At 61.4% G+C, this 19128-nt stretch carries 12 protein-coding genes; 9 read left to right on the forward strand and 3 right to left on the reverse strand.

Annotated features, from left to right (window positions below):
- The first annotated feature begins 20 nt into the window (after positions 1-20).
- The 7 genes from AC5IJH_RS07055 to AC5IJH_RS07085 all read left to right on the forward strand — a co-directional run bounded on the left by AC5IJH_RS07055 (position 21) and on the right by AC5IJH_RS07085 (position 11786).
- Positions 21-1604, forward strand: a complete 1584-nt coding sequence (locus tag AC5IJH_RS07055; RefSeq protein WP_491902104.1) for a carboxylesterase/lipase family protein — start codon at positions 21-23, stop codon at positions 1602-1604.
- 107 nt (positions 1605-1711) lie between these two features.
- On the forward strand, positions 1712-2095 hold the full coding sequence (locus AC5IJH_RS07060; RefSeq protein WP_491902105.1) for a hypothetical protein: 384 nt from the start codon (positions 1712-1714) through the stop codon (positions 2093-2095).
- Between the two features lie 188 nt (positions 2096-2283).
- The gene (locus AC5IJH_RS07065; protein ID WP_491902106.1) at positions 2284-3555 is read left to right on the forward strand and encodes an efflux RND transporter periplasmic adaptor subunit; all 1272 of its coding nucleotides are present in this window, start codon (positions 2284-2286) and stop codon (positions 3553-3555) included.
- A complete protein-coding gene (locus AC5IJH_RS07070) occupies positions 3552-6707 on the forward strand; it encodes an efflux RND transporter permease subunit (protein WP_491902107.1) in 3156 nt (1051 codons plus the stop codon). The genes AC5IJH_RS07065 and AC5IJH_RS07070 overlap by 4 nt, the downstream gene beginning before the upstream one ends.
- Before the next feature lies 1 nt (position 6708).
- Complete coding sequence (locus AC5IJH_RS07075; RefSeq protein ID WP_491902108.1) at positions 6709-8070, forward strand: TolC family protein; 1362 nt, start codon at positions 6709-6711, stop codon at positions 8068-8070.
- A gap of 198 nt (positions 8071-8268) precedes the next feature.
- Positions 8269-9459 (forward strand): sugar isomerase, encoded by a 1191-nt coding sequence (locus AC5IJH_RS07080; protein ID WP_491902109.1) that lies wholly within the window; start codon positions 8269-8271, stop codon positions 9457-9459.
- 104 nt (positions 9460-9563) lie between these two features.
- On the forward strand, positions 9564-11786 hold the full coding sequence (locus tag AC5IJH_RS07085) for a bifunctional rhamnulose-1-phosphate aldolase/short-chain dehydrogenase (protein ID WP_491902110.1): 2223 nt from the start codon (positions 9564-9566) through the stop codon (positions 11784-11786).
- 42 nt (positions 11787-11828) lie between these two features.
- Here AC5IJH_RS07085 and AC5IJH_RS07090 read toward each other — a convergent pair whose 3' ends face one another.
- Both AC5IJH_RS07090 and AC5IJH_RS07095 read right to left on the reverse strand, forming a co-directional pair.
- Positions 11829-12452: a TetR family transcriptional regulator gene (locus AC5IJH_RS07090; protein ID WP_491902111.1), complete on the reverse strand. Its 624-nt coding sequence runs from the start codon at positions 12450-12452 to the stop codon at positions 11829-11831.
- Positions 12452-13339: an aldo/keto reductase family oxidoreductase gene (locus AC5IJH_RS07095; RefSeq protein WP_491902112.1), complete on the reverse strand. Its 888-nt coding sequence runs from the start codon at positions 13337-13339 to the stop codon at positions 12452-12454. Before AC5IJH_RS07095 ends, AC5IJH_RS07090 begins: the two co-directional genes overlap by 1 nt.
- A 410-nt stretch (positions 13340-13749) precedes the next feature.
- Here AC5IJH_RS07095 and AC5IJH_RS07100 point away from each other — a divergent pair, with 410 nt between their 5' ends.
- Positions 13750-17172 carry a TonB-dependent receptor gene (locus AC5IJH_RS07100; protein WP_491902113.1) on the forward strand — a complete coding sequence of 1141 codons (3423 nt, stop codon included), beginning with the start codon at positions 13750-13752 and terminating at the stop codon, positions 17170-17172.
- Positions 17173-17203: 31 nt separating this feature from the next.
- On the opposite strand, the gene AC5IJH_RS07105 is transcribed toward AC5IJH_RS07100, so the two are convergent.
- On the reverse strand, positions 17204-17893 hold the full coding sequence (locus AC5IJH_RS07105) for a YdeI/OmpD-associated family protein (protein ID WP_491902114.1): 690 nt from the start codon (positions 17891-17893) through the stop codon (positions 17204-17206).
- A gap of 42 nt (positions 17894-17935) precedes the next feature.
- Between AC5IJH_RS07105 and AC5IJH_RS07110 the strand changes: the two genes are divergently transcribed.
- Positions 17936-19123, forward strand: a complete 1188-nt coding sequence (locus AC5IJH_RS07110) for a lactonase family protein (protein WP_491902115.1) — start codon at positions 17936-17938, stop codon at positions 19121-19123.
- The last annotated feature ends 5 nt before the right edge of the window (positions 19124-19128 follow it).

Below are 19128 nucleotides of genomic sequence, written 5' to 3' on the forward strand. Positions count from 1 at the left end.
AATGCGCGCCCGGAGACTGCATGAAGCTTTCGCCCCTCTGTTCTTTTCTCTTGATCGCGGCCATGGCCGCGTTCGCCTCTCCCTCGCAGGCTGCTGATCCAATGCGTGTGAAGACAGACAAGGGTGAACTGCAGGGGAAGTTCTCGGACGACAGTCAGGTCCGCATATTCCTTGGTGTGCCATACGCCGCTCCGCCGGTTGGGCCGCTTCGTTGGAGGCCGCCACAGCCGGCAGGGAAGTGGAAGGGCGTTCGGAGTGCGCAGAGCTATGGCAGCCGCTGCATGCAGGCGAATGCGTTTGCGGACATGGTCTTTCACGATCCTGGACAAAATGAAGACTGTCTGACGCTCAATATTTGGGCGCCGAACAGCGCGAGCGAGGGCGCGAAGCTCCCGGTGATGGTCTGGATTTACGGTGGCGGCTTTTACGCAGGCAGCACGTCGGAGCACCGCCAGGATGGCGACACCTTTGCGCGCAGGGGCGTAATTCTCGTCTCCATGAACTACCGCTTGAACATCTTCGGCTTCTTTGCGCATCCTGCACTCGCCGCAGAATCGCCGCAACACGCGGCAGGCAACTATGGCCTGATGGATCAGGCCGCCGCGCTGCAGTGGGTGAAGCGGAATATTTCTAAGTTCGGCGGAGATGCCAGCAACATCACCGTCTTTGGCGAGTCGGCGGGCTCCTTCTCCGTCAGCGCGCAGATGGCGTCGCCCATGGCGAAGGACACGCTCGCGCACGCAATTGGCGAAAGCGGCGCCGCCTTCTCCCGCGGCACGCTGCCGTTTCCAACACTGGCTCAGGCCGAAGCTCGCGATGAAGCCTTTGCGCGCGATGTGCTCGGTAAGACGTCACTCGCTGATCTCCGCGCGATTCCTGCGACGGATCTGGTCAAGGCCATCGAGACGCAGAAGGCTCCCGGTGTTCGCTTCAATCCCGATGTCGACGGCGAGTTCCTGCCCCAGTCGGTGCCTCTGATCTTCGCTGCCGGCAAGCAGGCGCATGTTCCGCTGCTCGCCGGATGGAATCGCGACGAAGGCGGTCCACCGCGCGAAACCGTGACCCTTGATACCTATCGCCAGACCGCCCAGAGCATGTGGGGTCCACAGGCGAGCGACTTCTTGAAGGACTATCCTGCGACTACCGACGAAGAAGCGCGCCGCGCTGCTGCCGATATGGCGGCCGATCTGTTCATCGCGGCATCGACGTGGGAGTGGATCGACGCGCAGGTGAAGACCGGGGGCGCCCCCGTTTACCGTTACCGCTTCGATCATCCCTCGCCAGGAGACCGCTACCACCCCGCGACCGCTGGCGCATTCCACTCAAGCGAGATCGAGTATGTCTTCGGCAACCTGTTCTTTCGTCCCGCTGCGCCGTGGAAGGACGAGGACTACAAATTGTCTGAACTGGTGCAGAGCTACTGGATCAACTTCGCGCGCACCGGAAACCCGAACGGCGCCGGCGTTCCGGAGTGGCCCGCCTACAATGCTGCCGACAACTGGCCAGTAATGCATCTGGACGCAACGCCAGAGGTCCGGCCTGATACCACGCGCGATCGGTACCTCTTCCTGCGCACTGCCACCCCAACCGCACTCCCGAAATAGAGGAGCGGCCCGTTCCAATCGCATTCATGCTTCCGAGCAGTACGTCATGCTACGATTTTCTTGATTAGTGCGGGAACTTGCTGCCTGCTGATCCTGGAACCCAACCCATGAACTCTGCAGTGAAGACGCGCCGTGCGAAGCTCTCCGTTGTGCTTCCCGTGGCTCTGTTTGTCTTCCTGCTTGCGTTTGCTGTCTTCGGATGGGGCCTCCATTCGAAGCTCTCGCTCTACAAGATCGACGCGCAGTCTTCCTCGCAAACACCTGTCGCCAAGCTGCTCTCCGAGCGAGAGCGTGCGAGCGTAAGCGCGACCGCCGAGCATCTTCCTGTGCCGCCGGTGACAAGGCGTGCGGGCGCATGTGCTTGTGCGATGTTTGTCATTCCCGAGCTGCTCGTTTCTGATGCCTGGCGTCGTGAACTGGCTCCGTCAAAGCAGCAATCTGTCGTGCGGAACGGTCCCGCTCTGCTCCGACCTCCTCCCGCCCTGGGCTAGCCGCCTGCGCAGCTCTCGCTTAGCCGAGTGGCCGCGTAAACCGCTCCTTCGTTACGCCTGAATGCCAGTAGTCCGCCTGGGCTCTCTTACGGCGATCCTGTGCGCTGCCTCTCCACGGCTCCGCAACGGGATCGATCGTCAGCAGATTCGCAGATCGCGCTGGCCAGAACGGAATAGGTTGCGTGCAAATGCCTGTCTTTCGAGTGTCGCAAGCCCTCGTCTCGTCTCTCGTCGTCACTGTGGCATTGGCTGGCTGCAAGGATCGCAGCGCTGTAGCGGATACAAGCAGTCAGCCGCCCGCGGCAGTGGTTTCTCCAGTGCAGCGCGGCAATATATCGCACGTGCTCAGTCTTGCGGGTCAGTTCCAGCCGTACCAGCTGATCGATGTGCACGCGAAGGTGTCGGGCTACGTACGTCGTATCTACGTGGACATCGGAGACCGGGTCCACGCGGGCCAGACGCTCGCCGTGCTCGAAGTTCCTGAGCTGAATGCGCAGTACCGCGGCAGTCAGGCGCAACAGCAGCGTAGCCGCGAAGAGATCACCGTCGCCGAGCACGAACTGAGGCGCGCGAAGGCGACGTACTCTGCAGTCCAATCCAACTTCCAGCGCCTCGAGCAGGCATCCAGGGCTCAGCCTGGCATCGTTGCGCAGCAGGAACTGGATGACGCCCGCGCCAAGTCGGAGAGTTCGCTGGCTCAGATGGACGCAGCGCAGTCCAGCCTCTCGGCAGCACGCCGGCAAGCAGACGTTGCTACGGCCGATATGGAGCGTGTCGGTGCACTGCAGTCTTATTCTTCTGTCACCGCTCCGTTGAACGGAGTGGTGGTGTGGAGATACGCCGACACCGGCGCTCTGATCCAGGCAGGCACTGCTTCCGAGACGCAAAGCCTGCCGCTCATCAAGCTCTCACAGAGCGATGTTCTGCGCTTGCGGCTGCCAGTCCCGGAGGATGCCGTCGGCTACATTCACAACGGCGACACGGTGCAGATTCGCGTGGATGCACTCCACCGTTCCTTCACCGGGAAGATCGTTCGTTTCACCCGCAACATCAGCCTGGATACCCGCACCATGCAGACCGAGGTCGACGTTCCGAATGCCGACCTGAGCATCGACCCCGGCATGTACGCCAACACTTATGTGCAGCTCGCACATAAGGAGAACGTACTGACGATCCCTCTGCTTGCGGTTGAGCGCAATGACGGTGCAACAAGCGTGCTGGTGGTCGATCGCGACAACCGCGTGCATCAGCGTTCCGTGGAACTTGGCATTCAAGGCTCCCGACTAATCGAAGTCACGAGCGGTCTCAAGCAGGGTGACCGCGTGGTCTTGAATGGCGGCGGCCGCTTCGCAGATGGCCAGACCATCACGCCACGTGATGAGGTGCAGCCAGCCAGCGATGTCACGCATGAAGAAGGTGGCATGACGGACCCGCAATCCGGGGAGGGAAGGAACTCATGACGAAGTTCGCTCTCCGCTATCCGTTCTTCATCCTCATGATCTCGCTCATGGTGCTCCTGGTCGGCGTGGTTAATGTGATCTCGATGCCGGTCGATCTGTTCCCATCAATCGACATCCCCGTCGTGGTGGTCGCCACGTTCTACTCCGGCATGCCCCCACAGCAGATCGAAGCCGACATCACCGACACCTTCGAGCGCTTCTTCACGCTGGGTGCCAACATCGACCACATTGAGTCGCGGTCCCTCTCCGGTGTCAGTCTGATCAAGATCTACTTCCGCCCCGGCACGGATGCGAACTCGGCCCTCAGCAACATCTCGAACCTGGCCATGGCTGATCTGCGGCGACTGCCTGCCGGCACACTGCCCCCGGTCGTGCTCGGCATGACCGCGTCGAGTCAGCCAATCTGCCTGGTTACGCTGAAGGGTGATGGGCTGAACGAGACACAACTGAAGGACTTGGCACAGTTCAAGGTACGAAATCAGATCGCGAATGTGCCCGGCGCCTCCGTGCCCCAGCCATTTGGCGGTCGATATCGCCAGATCCAGATCTACGTCGATCCGCTGAAGCTGGAGGCTCACAACATGAGCCTGATGGACGTGGTGAAGAGCGTCAACGAATCCAACCTGATCCTGCCCGCGGGTGATGTGCGCATCGGCACGAAGGATTACAACCTCTACGCAAATAGTCAGGTTCCCAGCCCGCAGCAGATCAACTCGATGCCGCTGCGCTCCTCCGGCAATGCATCGGTGCTGGTCGCCGACGTCGGACATGCGGAAGACTCGGGCGCCATCCAGACGAACATCGTGCGCATCGATGGTCAGCGTTCGGTGTATGTTCCCATCCTGAAACAGGCTGGCAAGAGCAACACGATCCAGATCGCCAACGGTATGCGTGCCGCCATCCAGCGGCTAGTCGATATTCCGCCCGTGCTGCGTACAGCCGTCGTGTTCGACCAATCGGTATTTGTAAAAGGTGCGATCAGCAATCTCCTCAAGGAGGCGCTGATCGGCCTGGCGCTTACCGGGATTATGATTCTGCTTTTCCTGGGCAGTCCGCGTGCGGCCGCAGCATCTCTGCTGTCGATTCCGATGTCGATTTTGCTTTGCCTGGTGGTGATGAACGCATTCGGTGGCACCGTGAACACCATGCTGCTGGGTGGCGTCGCGCTGGTGCTCTCAAGACTCATCGACAACTCGGTGGTGGTGCTCGAGAACATCATCCGCTTCATGGAGGAGGGATTCAGTCCCGAGAACGCCGCAGCCGATGGCGGAACTGAAGTCTCGCTGGCCGTACTTGCGGCCACCGTGGCGACCTCGATCGTGTTCTTCCCGGTCTTTCTCCTCAACGGAGTGAGCCGCTATCTCTTCACCGATCTGGCGCTCGGAGTGGTGATCTGTATCTTCGCGTCATACTTCTTTTCCATGACGCTGGTGCCGCTGTTCTGCGCCAGGTTCATCCACCTGCACGTGCACGAAGCGAAGGTCCACAGCCGGAGCGTCTTCCAGCGTGTGGTCGATCGCTTCAACATCGGGTTCCAGCGCCTGCTCGATCGGTATGAAGCGTTGGCTTATCGTGCAATGCGGCGGCCCGGCGTCACCGCAGCCATCCTGCTGGGTAGCACTGCGCTGGTTCTCATTGTGCTCACCCCGATCCTGGGACGCGCCTATTTCCCTCGAACCGATCCGGGGCAGTTCGTCATCAACGTGAAAATGCCAAGTGGCACACGGATCGAGCTGAGCGACCAATACGTCGGCCGCGTTGAGGACGAGATACGCAAGGTCGTCCCAGCGCATGACCTCGGCATGATTGTGTCGAACATCGGCATCACGCCCGACCTGTCCTCGATCTACACGCCGAACGCATCCATGGACACGGCTTTCATTCAGGTCAATCTAAACGAAAATTACACAACTGGCAGTTACGCATACATCGATCAGGTCCGCCGTCGCCTGTCATCTCGAATGCCGGAGGTCCAGACCTACTTCCAGGCAGGTGGACTGGTCGACTCTGTCATCAACCAGGGACTTCCCGCGCCGTTCGATATCCAGATCAGCTCGAACGACCAGACTGCAGCGTATGCGAAGGCGCAGGCCATCGCTCAACAGCTGCGGCAGCTCTCGAGTGTCGGCGATGTGTACATCCCGCAGGACCTGAAGTACCCCGGGCTGCAATTGAACATCGATCGCGAGCGCGCCAGTCTGATCGGCCTATCCCCGAAGGACGTCGTGGACAACGTGATCACCGCGCTCACATCGAACGGCGTCATCGCACCCAGCTACTGGATCGATCCGCAGACCGGCAACAACTATATGCTCACCGTCCAGTACTCAACCCAAAGGATCGGGCACATGAACATGGAGGAGTTCCAGAACATACCTTTGCGTGGCGAAGGCCACACTGGTTACACACCACTGCGCTCCGTAGTCTTCACCAGAGAGATCGATACGCCGACCGAGGTCGACCATTACGGACTGCGTCGCGTCATCGATGTCTATGTCCAGCCGCGCTCGGAGGCGCTCAATGGCGTCAGCACACAAGTGCAGCACATCCTTGACGGCGTTCAAAGGCCCAAGGGCATGCGGATCAGCATCAACGGTGCAGTGCGCAGCATGACGGATTCATTTCAGCGCTTCGGCATCGGCCTTGTGCTTGCCATTGCGCTGATCTATCTCGTCCTCATGGCGCAGTTCGCCTCCTTTCTGGATCCGTTCATCATCCTGATGGCGATTCCACCCGGACTGGCCGGCGTGGTGCTCATCCTTCTTGCGACCGGATCGACGCTGAACATCATGTCGCTGATGGGCGTGATCATGATGACCGGCATCGTCGTTTCTAACTCCATCCTCATCGTCGAGTTTGCCGGATCACTACGCGCTCAGGGCAAGTCACTGCTGGACGCTGTCGTGCAGTCTTGCAAGATCCGCATGCGGCCGATCCTGATGACCTCACTTGCTACGCTGCTTGGCATGATTCCCATGGCACTCGGCCTGGAGGCGGGCAGCGAGCAGTACGCGCCGCTTGCTCGTGCGCTGATTGGCGGCCTCGCCGTCTCTGTCGTCGTCACCATGTTTCTGGTCCCGGCTGTGTATCTGCTGGTGCATGGCCAACGTTCAGGGCCGATCCAAACGTCAGCGCTGCCGGAGGAGGTCTAGCATGCGAAGCATCACGCGCGCTTTGGTCAGCGCCGGACTCTCGATCACCTGTGCGACGGCCGCACTCTCACAAGCAGCTGATCCGCCAAAGCAACAGGCTGCAGCGCAGGTCGTTCCATCACCCGCGCGTCCGCCCGGCACACGCTTGACCCGCGGCGATGCGGAGCGAATGGCACTCGCAAATAATCCGCGCGTCAGCATCAGTCACCTGCTCACGCTGGCGCAGCATCAGGTGGTGCGTGAGGTGCGAGCAGGAGAACTTCCACAACTCACTGGCTCGATCACGGCGCAGGACGCGAATCAGGCCAGCCGCGTCTCTTCTGGCTCTCTGTCCGCATCACGTCTCTTCACTCGCGTGGGTGGCGGCGTCAGCATGTCGCAACTCATTACCGATTTCGGACGAACCAACAATCTGGTCGCTTCCTCCAAGCTGCGGGAGCGAGCGCAACGTGCCAATGAACTCGCCACGCGTGAGGACGTCATACTCGTCACGGACCAGCTCTTTTACGAGGCGTTGCAGGCAGAGGCATTGCTGCAGGTCGCTGCGCGCACGGTCGCTCTGCGGCAAACCACACAGACTCAGGTGAGTGAGCTGACGAAGAACAGCCTCCGGTCCACCCTTGACCTGACGTTTGCGAACGTCAACCTGGCGCAGGCACAGCTGCTGCAGCTCGACGCGCAGAACAATGCGGCGGCCAGCATGGCTTCCCTGGACGAGGTGCTTGGCCTGGATCACCCCGTCCCTTACTCGCTGGTGGACGAGATGACGCCGAATCTGCCGCCACCACCGGATGAGACCACATTGCTGGACCTCGCGATAAAACAGCGGCCCGACCTGCAGTCGCTCGACCTCACGCGTCAGGCGGAGGAGCGCTTTAGCCGCGCGCAGGCAGACCAGCATCTGCCCACGTTGACTGCGCTTGGCACCGTAGGAGGATCGCCCGTGCGGCCGGACCAGTACTACGTGTCGAGTTGGGAGGGTGCAATCGGGGCGAATCTGAGTATTCCGATCTTCTCCGGCTTCCTCTATTCAGCAGAGTCGAAGCAGGCCAGGTACCGCGCCCAGGCTGCGGGCCAGCAGACGCGCCAACTGAAAGACAGAATCGTGCGCGACGTGCAGACCGCTTGGCTTGACGCGAACAACGCGTTCCGGAGAATTGCTGTCACCGAGCAGCTGCTCAATCAGTCCAACCAGAGTCTCGCCCTCGCCCAGACCCGCTACCGTCTCGGTCTCTCGTCCATCGTCGAGCTGAGCCAGGCGCAGTTGCAGCAGACGCAGGCTGAAATCGCAAACACGAACGCCCAGTACCAATACCGCTCCACCTTGGCTGCACTCAACTTCGAAACTGGAGTGCAGCCTTAGAGGCGAGATCGCCGATTCGATGTTTGGATCCGTGATCATCGAATCCCGCCGAGGGCCACATTAGCAGGCGGACAAATGGCGGCGCGCTCGCTCCAAGCGCAGCCTCTCCTCCCGCACAGACCCGGCACTCGGAAAGAAGTCCCAGTTGGAAACCACCGCGAGGCGAACTACACTCGCGTTTGCTTCGGGGGTGTACTGATGGACGAGTCCAAAATCCTGCGCGACACGATGGGAACGTTGGACCAGTTCCAGATTGAGATCCCCTCGTGGGGCTTCGCGAATACTGGAACACGGTTCGGCAAATTTCTGCAAGCTGGCGCTGCCACGACGCTTGAGGAGAAGTTCGCCGATGCCGCCGAGGTGCACGCACTCACCGGGGCTACGCCGCAACTTGCGTTGCACGTGCTCTGGGATGTGCCAGGTGGGCTGTCGGACGCAGGTACGATTCGCCGATTGGTTGCGCGATATGGAGTGCGTGCTGGCTCCATTAATCCCAACCTGTTCCAAAATCAGGAGTACAAACTCGGTTCCATCTGCAATCCGGACCCCGGCATTCGGCGCAGCGCGATTGATCACCTGGTCGAGTCGGTGCGCATTGCCAGGGAGCTCGACTCCGCGGATATCTCGCTGTGGATCGCGGATGGGTCGAACTATCCCGGCTCCCAGAGCATTCGCAAGCGAATCTCTTGGCTGGAGGAGGCGATGGCTGCGACCCATGCGGAACTTGCGAAGACACAACGCATGCTGATCGAGTACAAACCGTTCGAGCCGGCCTTCTATCACACGGACATTGCAGACTGGGGCATGGCCGTGCAACTGGCACAGTCCGCCGGCCCGCAGGCGCGCGTGCTCGTCGACACGGGACACCACTATGCCTCGCAGAACATCGAGCAGATCGTCACGTGGCTCCTCCACCTCCGGCTGCTGGGAGGCTTTCACTTCAACGATCGCCGCTATGCTGATGACGACCTCACACTCGGTTCGATCGACCCATACCAGATCTTCCGCATCTTCCATGAAATCTTCATGGAGCCGGATCGCAGCCAGGTTGGGCAGATCGCGTACATGATCGACCAGAGCCACAATCTGAAGGGCAAAATGGAAGCGATGGTGCAGACGGTCGTTGCCGCGCAGGAGCTCTATCTCAAGGCAGCTCTGGTGGATCGAGAACGTCTTGCAACCCTGCAGTCTGAGGGCAGAATCGTCGAAGCCGAAGAGTGCCTTCGCTCCGCATTCTGGACCGACGTTCGTCCGGCTGTCGCCGAATGGCGCTCCAGCCGTGGGCTGCCAGTCGACCCCCTGGCAGCGCTCCGCGACAGCGGGTATGTCGCACGCACTGAGCGCGAACGCGGCGCGAGAAATGCCGCACTGTTGACGACGTATGCCTGATCCCAGTCCGCAGATTTGTTTGTGCTTGGGACCACCGTTATCATGTGCTTCACCGCGCGGCGACTGAATGCCGCGCTCGGCACCCAGCAGAAAGCAGGATGAGTATGTCCGCCAGTCTCGCTCGCCCTCACATAGAGCTCGCGCACCTCGAAGACCGCTGGGACGAAAACGTCGCGCGTTCAATGGACGAACCGGAGCTGTTGCGTTACCGCTCCAACCTGCTTGGATCCGATCTGCGCATTACAAACTTTGGCGGAGGCAACACCAGTTCGAAAGTACAGATGTCCGACCCGCTGACGCGTGCGAAGACGACCGTGCTTTGGGTGAAGGGAAGTGGCGGCGATCTCGGCAGCATCAAGCGTGAGGGCTTTGCGACTCTGTACCAGGAGCGACTGCTTGCGCTGGAGCAGCAGTACGCTGGCGCGGACCGTGAAGACGAAATGGTGGCGTTCTATCCGCTGTGTACCTTTGGGCTGAACCCGGTGGTCGCCTCCATCGATACGCCTCTCCATGGATATCTGCCCTTCTCGCATGTCGACCACCTGCATCCCGACTGCGCAATCGCCATGGCAGCCGCAGCGAACGGTCACGAGAAGATGCAGGAGTTCAATCAGCAATATGGCCATAAGCTGGTCTGGGTTCCCTGGCAGCGGCCCGGCTTCGAACTGGGCCTGATGATGAGACGCGCCGTGGAGCAGGAGCCCGGCTGCGATGGCATCATTCTTGGTGGCCACGGCCTCTTCACTTGGGGTGACACACAGCACGAGTGCTACCGCAACACGGTTGCTGTCATCGACCAGATCACAAGCTTCATCGAAGCGCACGTCGCGAAGAAGGGCCCCGCAATTCTTGGCGGCAGCAGGCACGAAGCTCGCGCGGACCGCAGGGAACTGGCCACGACGATCCTGCCATTCCTTCGTGGTCGCATCGCGCAGCAGAAGCGGATGATCGCGACGTATTCAGACCAGCCGGATGTGCTCGAGTTTGTGAACTCTGCAGACGCAGAGCGGCTCGCTTATCTCGGAACTAGTTGCCCGGACCATTTCATCCGGACTAAGATCCGTCCGCTCTACGTACCATGGAGACCTGCATCGGGCATCGACTCGCTGAAAACCGAAATAGATCAGAGCCTGCGCACTTATCGCAAGGAGTACGGCGAATATTACAGCAAGCATCGCGTGCCGGACTCACCAGCCATGCGTGACCCGAACCCGACCGTGATCCTCATCCCGGGCATTGGGATGTTCAGCTTCGGCAAGAGCAAGCCCGAGTCGCGCATCACCGGCGAGTTCTACATCAATGCAATCCACGTGATGAAGGGTGCGGCTGCGCTCGAAGAGGGTGAGCCGGCATCGCGCGTACCGCAGTGTGGCTCGGATGCGCTGGCAGAAGCGTTCGAGGTGTACACCAACTATGTCGCGCTGCCCGCAGCGGAGGCCTTCCGCATTGAATACTGGGCTCTGGAAGACGCGAAGATCCGCCGCCAGCCAGCAGAAAAGGAGCTCAGCCGTCACATCGCACTCGTAGTCGGCGGCGGCAGCGGCATCGGGCGTGAGGTTGCGCGACTCGCAGCAGAACGTGGCGCACACGTCGTGATCGCGGACCGCGACATCGCGGGTGCAGAGACCATTGCTGACGAGATCATGGAGACGGCGGGCAAGGAAGCCCTGATCGCCGTCTCCGTAGACATTCGCAGCCGCGATTCGATCCAAGCCGCGGCGCAGCGCACGGTTGAACAGTTTGGTGGAGTCGATCTGCTGATCAACACTGCCGCGCTCTTCCCCTCATCGCCAACGGGCGTGATCTCGGACGAGCAGTGGGCGCTCACGTTGGAAGTGAATGTCACCGCGAATTATCTGCTCGTCGAGGAAGTTGGCAAGCTGCTACGCGAGCAGGATCTCGAAGCGAGCGTCGTGCTGACGAGCTCTGCGAATGCGGTCGTGCCCAAGCGCGGATCGGAAGCGTATGACGTCAGCAAGGCTGCGCTGAGTCACTTGATCCGGGAACTCGCAGTCTCACAGGCCCCAAAGATCCGCGTCAACGGCATCAGCCCTGCCACGGTGGTGAAGGGCTCGACCATGTTTCCCCGGGATCGCGTCATCGCGTCTCTCAAAAAGTACAGCATCGCATTTGAAGAAAGCATGACCGACGATGAGCTGCGCACGCTGCTGGCGCGCTTTTATGCGGAGCGCACACTGACACACCGGCCCATCGATCCGGCGATCTGTGCAGAGGCGATCCTCTTCCTCGCCGGGCCAAAATCCCCGTGCACAACAGGGCACCTGATTCCGGTGGACGGCGGTCTGCCCGAGGCTTTCCTGCGCTGAATGCGAGCCCGCGCCCGAGTGCCTTTTGGTCACGGTCGCTCCTCAGCGTGGCTTCTGCCTTGGTGCCTTCGCTTCGCGCAGCCCGCACATCAGCATCTGCCACACGTCCTCATATTTCTCGTCGAGGCCTCGCTTCAACCATTCGCTGGCGTGCGCCGGATGGTGAAAGCGTGATGTGGCAAACAGCAGCGCCTCGCCTGTCGCCCGCGGGTCGACTTTGCGGAAGCTGCCTTCCTTCACGCCCGAGCGAATGACGGCCGCGATCAGCTCGACCAACTCCTGAACATGAGCGATGACCACGGACTCCGCATCAGCTGCCAGAATGCGGTACGCCGCGAAGAGCTCTGGGTCGTCCTTCGCCCGGCGCCGCTTCACCGCGATCAGCGCATCCATCAGCCTTCTCAGTTGCTGTGGTGCGGGGCCAGGTTGGGCAGCAATAACGCGCAGTGGCGGCATTGTTGCTTCCGCCCAGCGGCCCACAACCAACTCCCGCAGTTCTGCCTTGCTGCTCACATGCCGATACACTGCCGCATGGCTCACCCCAAGTGCGCGGGCCACGTCGACTACCGTGGCCTTCCCTGGACCAAAGCGGCGGACCACATCTTCCGCCGTGGACACGATCTGCTCGCGCGTCAGTGGTAAGTCTGCGTTGACCTTTGCCGCCATCAGTGTTGAACCGCTGTTGCGCCGATTCCGTCCAGCTCCTCCAGCACGTCCGTGGATAGAGTCAACTGCGCCGCGGCCAGGTTCTCCCGCAGATGCGCGACCGACGATGTCCCCGGAATCAGCAGGATGTTGGGCGACCGATGCAGCAGCCACGCCAGTGCCACCTGCATCGGCGTTGCCTGCAGCCGTGTCGCAACCTCAGACAGCGTCGAAGATTGCAGCGGGGTAAAACCGCCCAGTGGGAAGAACGGCACGTACGCGATGCCCTGGCGATGGAGTGAATCGATCAGCGCGTCGTCCTCGCGGTGCGCCAGGTTGTAGTGATTCTGCACGCACACGACGGGTGTGATCGCCTGCGCCTCAGCAACCTGAGCGGCCGTCACATTGCTCAGCCCGATGTGCTGGATCAATCCCTGCTGCTTGAGTTCCGCGAGCGCCCTCACCTGCGGCGCAATGCTGCCCTCCTCCGTCCCGTGGCCGGATCCAATCCTGCGAAAGTTCACGATCTGGAGCGCATCCACGCCCAGGTTGCGCAAATTGTCATGCACACCGGCCTTCAGGTCCTCTGGGGAGATCGCTGGCTGCCACGACTTGTCCGCAGGACGGCGCGCCCCGAGCTTGGTCACGAGAACCAGGCCTGCAGGGTAAGGGGAAAGCGCCTCCCGGATGAGCTGGTTCGTGACACGCGGGCCGTAGAAGTCGGACGTATCGATGTGGTTGACGCCTGCAGCCACAACCTCGCGCAGAACTGCGAGCGCCGCTTCGTGATTCTTCGGCGGACCCCAGACGCCGGGGCCAGCCAGCTGCATCGCACCGTAACCCATCCGGTGCACCGTGGTCGAAGTACCGGGAAAAGTGAACTGCCCGCCAAGCCTGGTCTCTGTCATGTGTTGCTCCTTTCTACCTCAAGAGTTTCTAGGCTATTCCACAGTGGTGACAGATGTCAAAAAATGAAACCACGCAACGGCAAGCATCCGTGATCCACGACACGGCAGGCACCAGCCCCTTCGGCAGCTGAAAACGTAGCTGAAGAAAGTACGAACTCGAGAGTCAACTAGGGACTGCTATAGGCGAAGGCTAGTACCTTTCACGATCTGACATTCTGCAGCGGCTGTGCATCTCAACGGGTAACTGCGGTACTTGTCGGTACCTTTCAGGAGGCAGTCGCATCATGCAGTGGGTTTTCTTTCCCCGACGCGGCAAATCTGCGCGTGTATTCCGTCCCAACCTTCATTCCAGCTCAACCTGTGCTGCACTTCTCGCATCGCTCGCTCTCGTCAGCGTTGCCACACCCGCCATGGCCCAGGCCATCTACGGCAACATCAGCGGCACCGTGCATGACGCCTCTGGTGCTGTGATCCCGAATGCGACGGTGCGCATCACGGACACCTCCAAAGGCACCACTCGGACACTTCAGGCAAACGGAGATGGCCTTTACAGTGCAGACCAGTTGATCCCGGACCCCTACGTTGTCCATGCTGAGGCGCCGAACTTTACCGCTGCCGATTCCGCCACCATCACTGTGGTGGCCGATGCGACGCAGCGCGTGGATATGACCATGAACGTCACCGGCGCAAGCCAGACCGTGACTGTCACAGCGCAGGCAGCAGCACTGCAAACGGATCGCGCGGATGTCGCGCAGGTTCTCACCGGGCAGACCGTTCAGTCGCTTCCCAGCGTCAATCGCAACTTCACCCAGTTCGAGCTGCTGACCCCCGGCGTGCAGCGCTCTGCCTTCAACATCGGCCCGACGGAGAACCCGCAGGGCTCGCAGGCAGTCGAGATCAACGGCGCGAACTACGGCACCACTGGCTGGATTCTCGACGGAACCGACAATCGCGATCCGGTGCTCGGCATCATCGTTATCAATCCAACGCTCGATTCGATCAGCGAAATGCGTGTCATCTCGCAGAACTATCAGGCAGAGTTCGGCGGCGCCATCGGTGGCATCATTACAGCGCAGACACGCTCTGGCAGCAATCAGATCCATGGGGACGCATTCGAATACCGGCGCAGCGATGCGCAGCAGGCAAGGGACCCGTTCACCCAGTACGCGCGCGACCCTGTCACGAACCGCTACATCCCCAGTTCTCTCTACAACCAGTTCGGTGGCTCCGTCGGTGGCCCGATCCGCAAAGATAAGGCGTTCTTCTTCCTGGATTACCAGGGCACGCGCCAGCGCGTAGGCACCAGCCTGCGAGAAAATGTGCCGAGCGCGTTAGTGCGTAGCACTTGTCTCACCGGCGGCGCTTGCGATCTCACCGAGTACACCACTGCCTCCCTCTACAACCCCGTCACTCGCCAGGTCTATCCGGGTGGCATTCTCCCGGCGGGCGCTGCCTCGCCTCAGGCAATCGCGCTGCTGCGGGCGCTGCCTGCGCCGAACGCACCGGGAATCACCAACAATTACGTTGCCTCCGGCAATGGCATCAATAACAACGATCAGGCAGACATTCGTCTGGATTGGCAGACCACGCAGACCGTTCACACCTTCGCGCGCTATGACTACGCGAACTTTCGTCTCACTGGCACGCCGGTGTTCGGTGCTGCTGGCGGACCGGGCTTTGGGCTGGGAAACTCCACCGGGCGTGACAACGTGCAGAACCAGAACGTCTCTGCAGGTTTCGACTGGGCTGTACGTTCCAACCTGCTCACCGACTTCCGCTTTGGCCTGCTGAAGTACCACGTCGCCGAGAACAAGTTCGACGCCGGCACCGCACCAGCGCTTGCTGCCGGCATTCCAAACTCGAACACTGGCGTTTTCGGTACAGATGGATCACCCACCATCAACATCACCGGCGACAGCAGCATCTCGCAGTTCGGCACACAGGGCTGCAACTGCCCCTTGCTCGAGAGTGAGCAGGTCTTCCAGATCGTCAATAACTGGACGAAGATCGCTGGCAATCACAGCTTCCGCTTTGGCGGCGATGTCCGCTATGCAGAGAACCTGCGCAACGCCAGCGACTACAACCGCACTGGGCAGTTCACGTTCGGCAATGGCAGCACGCAGAATCCCGCAGACAAGGCGAGCACTGGTCTCGCGCTCGCGTCGGTGCTGCTCGGCGATGCGGAGCAGTACCAGCGCTTCGTCGTCTACGACCAGAACGCCATCACTCGTCAAAAGCGTGGCGCCTTCTATGGGCAGGACACCTGGCGCATCACGCCGAAGCTCACCTTGGACTACGGCGTCCGCTGGGACCTGATCTTCCCGGAGACCGCAACCGACCGTGCAGGCGGTGGCTTCACGTACCCGTTCGCCGGCTACACCCAGGTCGTCGGTGTGGGCGTCGGTACCAACGGTGGCGAGAAGACGGACTATCTCAACCTGGCGGGTCGCTTCGGGTTCGCCTACCAGGTGCGCAACGGCACCGTGATTCGCGGCGCAGTTGGGCAGGTCTATGACGATGTCGGCTTCTTCGGCACCATCTTCGGAACGGTGCTCTCACACAACACGCCAGTCCTGACGGCGCAGAACATTGCGACCAACAACAGTGCAGGGTCGGCTCCCGCCACCACGCTGGCCACGGTCCCCGCGCCTCCGGGCCCGTTTCTCATTCCGGCCAATGGTCGTATCCCGATGAGCAATGGAATCGGTTACGAATTCCGCCCCAACCGCCTCTATCTACCAAAGGTCGATCAGTACAACCTCTCCCTGCAGCAGCAGATCACCAGCAATCTCACGACTACGCTGGCCTATGTCGGCAATCTTGGCGAGCGTGTCTACCCAGGCGAGACCTTCGGGTGGGACATCAACGAGCCGGTGCTGCCCACCACCCCAGCACAGCTCGGCAACAGTACGGCCCGCCGGCCCTTCTATCAGCGGTTTTCGCAGCCATACAACGGCTCCATCGTGCAGTGCTGCGACACCACTCTGACGTCGACCGCTCCGGCAAGCCGCTCCTCCTACAACGCTCTGCAGGCGGTGATCGAGCAACGCTTCCACAGCGGATTCCAATTGAACGCGAACTACACCTGGTCGCGCGCCTTCAACTACGCGAACGATGCAGCGTTCAACCAGTACCGCCGTTTCAGCTACGGTCAGTCCGATACGAACCGCGCGCACCAGTTCACCGCGAGCGGCACGTATGAGCTGCCGGTCGGCAAAAACAAGCGCTACCTGAACAAGGGCGGTCTGCTGAATTACGCCGTCGGTGGCTGGACTCTGAATGGCACCACCACATGGCAGAGCGGCTTGCCGTTCACGCCTACTTACAACGAATGCGGGCAGGATCAGGATCTGGACAACAACCCGGGCCAGACCGGCGCCAGCAGTGACTGCCGCCCGGACAAGACCTTCGGACGGCTCGCCACTGGCGTGTCATCATTCGATCCCACCACCCACACCCGCCGCTTCTTCACGCCTGTCGCCCCCTTGGCGTTGAACGGCGCGCAGAGTGGACCGTTTGCCCGCCCGGCATTCGGCACCTTTGGCAACGCTGGCAGGAACACGTACTTCGGCCCCTCGCAGTACTTCGCGGATGCGTCGCTCTTCAAGAGCGTCCCCATCACGGAGCGCGTGCAGGCCCAGTTCCAGTTCCAGGTCTTCAACGTCTTCAATCATGCTCCGCTCGGCTTCTCGAGCGGCAGCTCACCCCACTGCATCGACTGCTCTGTTACCTCGACAAACGCGGGGCAGATCACCTCGGTCGATCCAGCGGTTAGCGGAACCGGGCTGCCCTACATGCGCCAACTCCAGTTCGCCGCTCGCTTCAACTTCTAACCCCGATGTCCGTGGCTCGCGGCGACGCTCATTACAAAGCGTCGCCGCGAGACTTTGGCGTCACCTTCCGTGCCACGCGCAGGGCATCCTCCACTACTTTCTGCACGCGTCGCTCGCGCGCCTCCGGGCTCTGGTAGTAGTAGATCGCCATTAGCTGCCCTCGCCTCTGAACATCCGTCATCGCCTCCCAGCCTTGCGCTGCTTCGGGCACGCGTCGAAACGCCACCTGCAGGATCGGTGGCAGCGACCGCTCACCATCCATCGCCAGCAGCATGCGTTCCGCTGACTGCTCCGCTCGGCGCGCACGCGCCTCTGCGCTCTTCGGTTCAGCCACATGCTCGCAAATGTCCTTGCGATACGAATGGCTGAGCGCCGCAAACCAGCGTGACAATGCTCGGTCCTGCTTCAGCAGTCGCGCCAACTCTGCCGGAGTCTCCACAGCACGCTCCTCCAGGTCCGGTTCAAGCGTGAACTCGGCCAGGTCACCAACCGCGGCGTGTCCCTCCCGCTGCATCGTCTTGTTCACCAGCACCACGTACCCGCTCTCGGCTGAGCCGAACAGCGAAGTCCGAAATGCAAAGCCGTTGACCGTGCCCCGCACCCGCATCCCGCGCCGCTGCTTCCACACCGCCGCCGGATCGAACGGCACACGTGCCGTAACCCAGCGCAGATTAGTGCCATCCGGGGTCAGCACTGCGCGGAATCTCTGCTGCGTACTCATGCGCGGCAGCCTACCACGCCATCTTGCGTTAGCATGAGCGGCATGGTTCGCCTCTCCCGCCGCGTGGTTCTGGCGCTGGCTCCGCTCGCCCCGCTCATGGTTCGCACCTTGCTCTCACAAAAGACATCGCGTCGTCCGCTGCTTTACGCCGGCACCTACACGCATGACACCGGCCCCGGCGGCGAGTCCGACGGTATCCATGTCGCCGAGTGGCACGAGTCCACCGGCACGCTTGCTCCATGGCATCGTGCCGTAGCCACAGTCGACCCATCCTTTCTCGCGGTCCCGCCCACGGGTGAGGCTCTCTTCTGCGTCAACGAGGCAGAGACCATGCCGGAGCCCGATGGCAGCAAGGGCGGCTCCGTCAGCGCATTCCGGCGTGACCCGAACAGCGGCAGCCTCACGCTTGTGAACCACGTGCCGTCGTTCGGCAGTGACCCATGCCATCTCACGACCGATCGCGCCGGTCGCGTCGTCTATGTCGCGAACTACACCAGCGGCTCGCTTGCGTCCTACCGCGTCGAAGCAGGGCGGCTGGTCGGCCCGGTCAGCCACATCGCGTTCCCCGGCCATGGTCCGGACAAAGAGCGGCAGGACCACGCGCACACTCATTGCGTCACGCTTTCGCCCGATGAGCGCTACCTGCTCGTCAACGATCTTGGCATCGATAGCATCCTGGTCTTCCGCACCGACCTCGCGACTGCGAAGCTCGACGAGCCGATCTTCCGCTGGCACGCAAAGCCCGGCTCCGGCCCACGCCACACCCATTTTCATCCGAACGGCCGCTGGGTCTACTCCGTCAACGAACTGTCTGCGACCGTTGACGCGCTCGCCTGGGATGCGTCAACGGGCCACCTCTCCTTGTTGTCAGAGGTCTCCATTCGACCATCTGGCGCGAGTGGACATAGCAAGGCGGCAGAGCTGGCCATTGACCGCAGCGGTCACTTCCTCTACGCATCCGATCGCGCCATTAACGATCCTGCGGACGACGCGATGGTTGTCTTTGCCATCGATCCCGGCAGCGGTGGCTTGCACTTCGTGCAGCGGCTGGCCAGCGGCGGACGCAACCCGCGCAGCTTCACACTCGACCCCTCGGAGCGTTGGGTGCTGGTCGCAAACCAGGACTCGCAATCGGTCGTCGTCTTCGCGCGCCATCCGCAGAACGGACGCCTCACTCCGACCGGCCGCAGTTACAAACTGGGCGCACCCGTCTGCCTGCTGTTCGTCTAGACGAC

It is taken from the genome of Candidatus Dedyshia acidiphila (genome assembly GCF_051025295.1).
In the GTDB taxonomy this organism is placed as follows: domain Bacteria; phylum Acidobacteriota; class Terriglobia; order Terriglobales; family Acidobacteriaceae; genus KBS-83.

Excerpts from the sequence above, each read along its gene's own strand:
- AC5IJH_RS07070 (WP_491902107.1), top strand. The coding sequence starts at position 3,552 with ATGACGAAGTTCGCTCTCCGCTATCCGTTCTTCATCCTCATGATCTCG.
- AC5IJH_RS07080 (WP_491902109.1), top strand. The coding sequence starts at position 8,269 with ATGGACGAGTCCAAAATCCTGCGCGACACGATGGGAACGTTGGACCAG.
- AC5IJH_RS07055 (WP_491902104.1), top strand. The coding sequence starts at position 21 with ATGAAGCTTTCGCCCCTCTGTTCTTTTCTCTTGATCGCGGCCATGGCC.
- AC5IJH_RS07090 (WP_491902111.1), bottom strand. The coding sequence starts at position 12,452 with ATGGCGGCAAAGGTCAACGCAGACTTACCACTGACGCGCGAGCAGATC.
- AC5IJH_RS07085 (WP_491902110.1), top strand. The coding sequence starts at position 9,564 with ATGTCCGCCAGTCTCGCTCGCCCTCACATAGAGCTCGCGCACCTCGAA.
- AC5IJH_RS07095 (WP_491902112.1), bottom strand. The coding sequence starts at position 13,339 with ATGACAGAGACCAGGCTTGGCGGGCAGTTCACTTTTCCCGGTACTTCG.
- AC5IJH_RS07110 (WP_491902115.1), top strand. The coding sequence starts at position 17,936 with ATGGTTCGCCTCTCCCGCCGCGTGGTTCTGGCGCTGGCTCCGCTCGCC.
- AC5IJH_RS07060 (WP_491902105.1), top strand. The coding sequence starts at position 1,712 with ATGAACTCTGCAGTGAAGACGCGCCGTGCGAAGCTCTCCGTTGTGCTT.
- AC5IJH_RS07100 (WP_491902113.1), top strand. The coding sequence starts at position 13,750 with ATGGCCCAGGCCATCTACGGCAACATCAGCGGCACCGTGCATGACGCC.
- AC5IJH_RS07105 (WP_491902114.1), bottom strand. The coding sequence starts at position 17,893 with ATGAGTACGCAGCAGAGATTCCGCGCAGTGCTGACCCCGGATGGCACT.
- AC5IJH_RS07075 (WP_491902108.1), top strand. The coding sequence starts at position 6,709 with ATGCGAAGCATCACGCGCGCTTTGGTCAGCGCCGGACTCTCGATCACC.
- AC5IJH_RS07065 (WP_491902106.1), top strand. The coding sequence starts at position 2,284 with ATGCCTGTCTTTCGAGTGTCGCAAGCCCTCGTCTCGTCTCTCGTCGTC.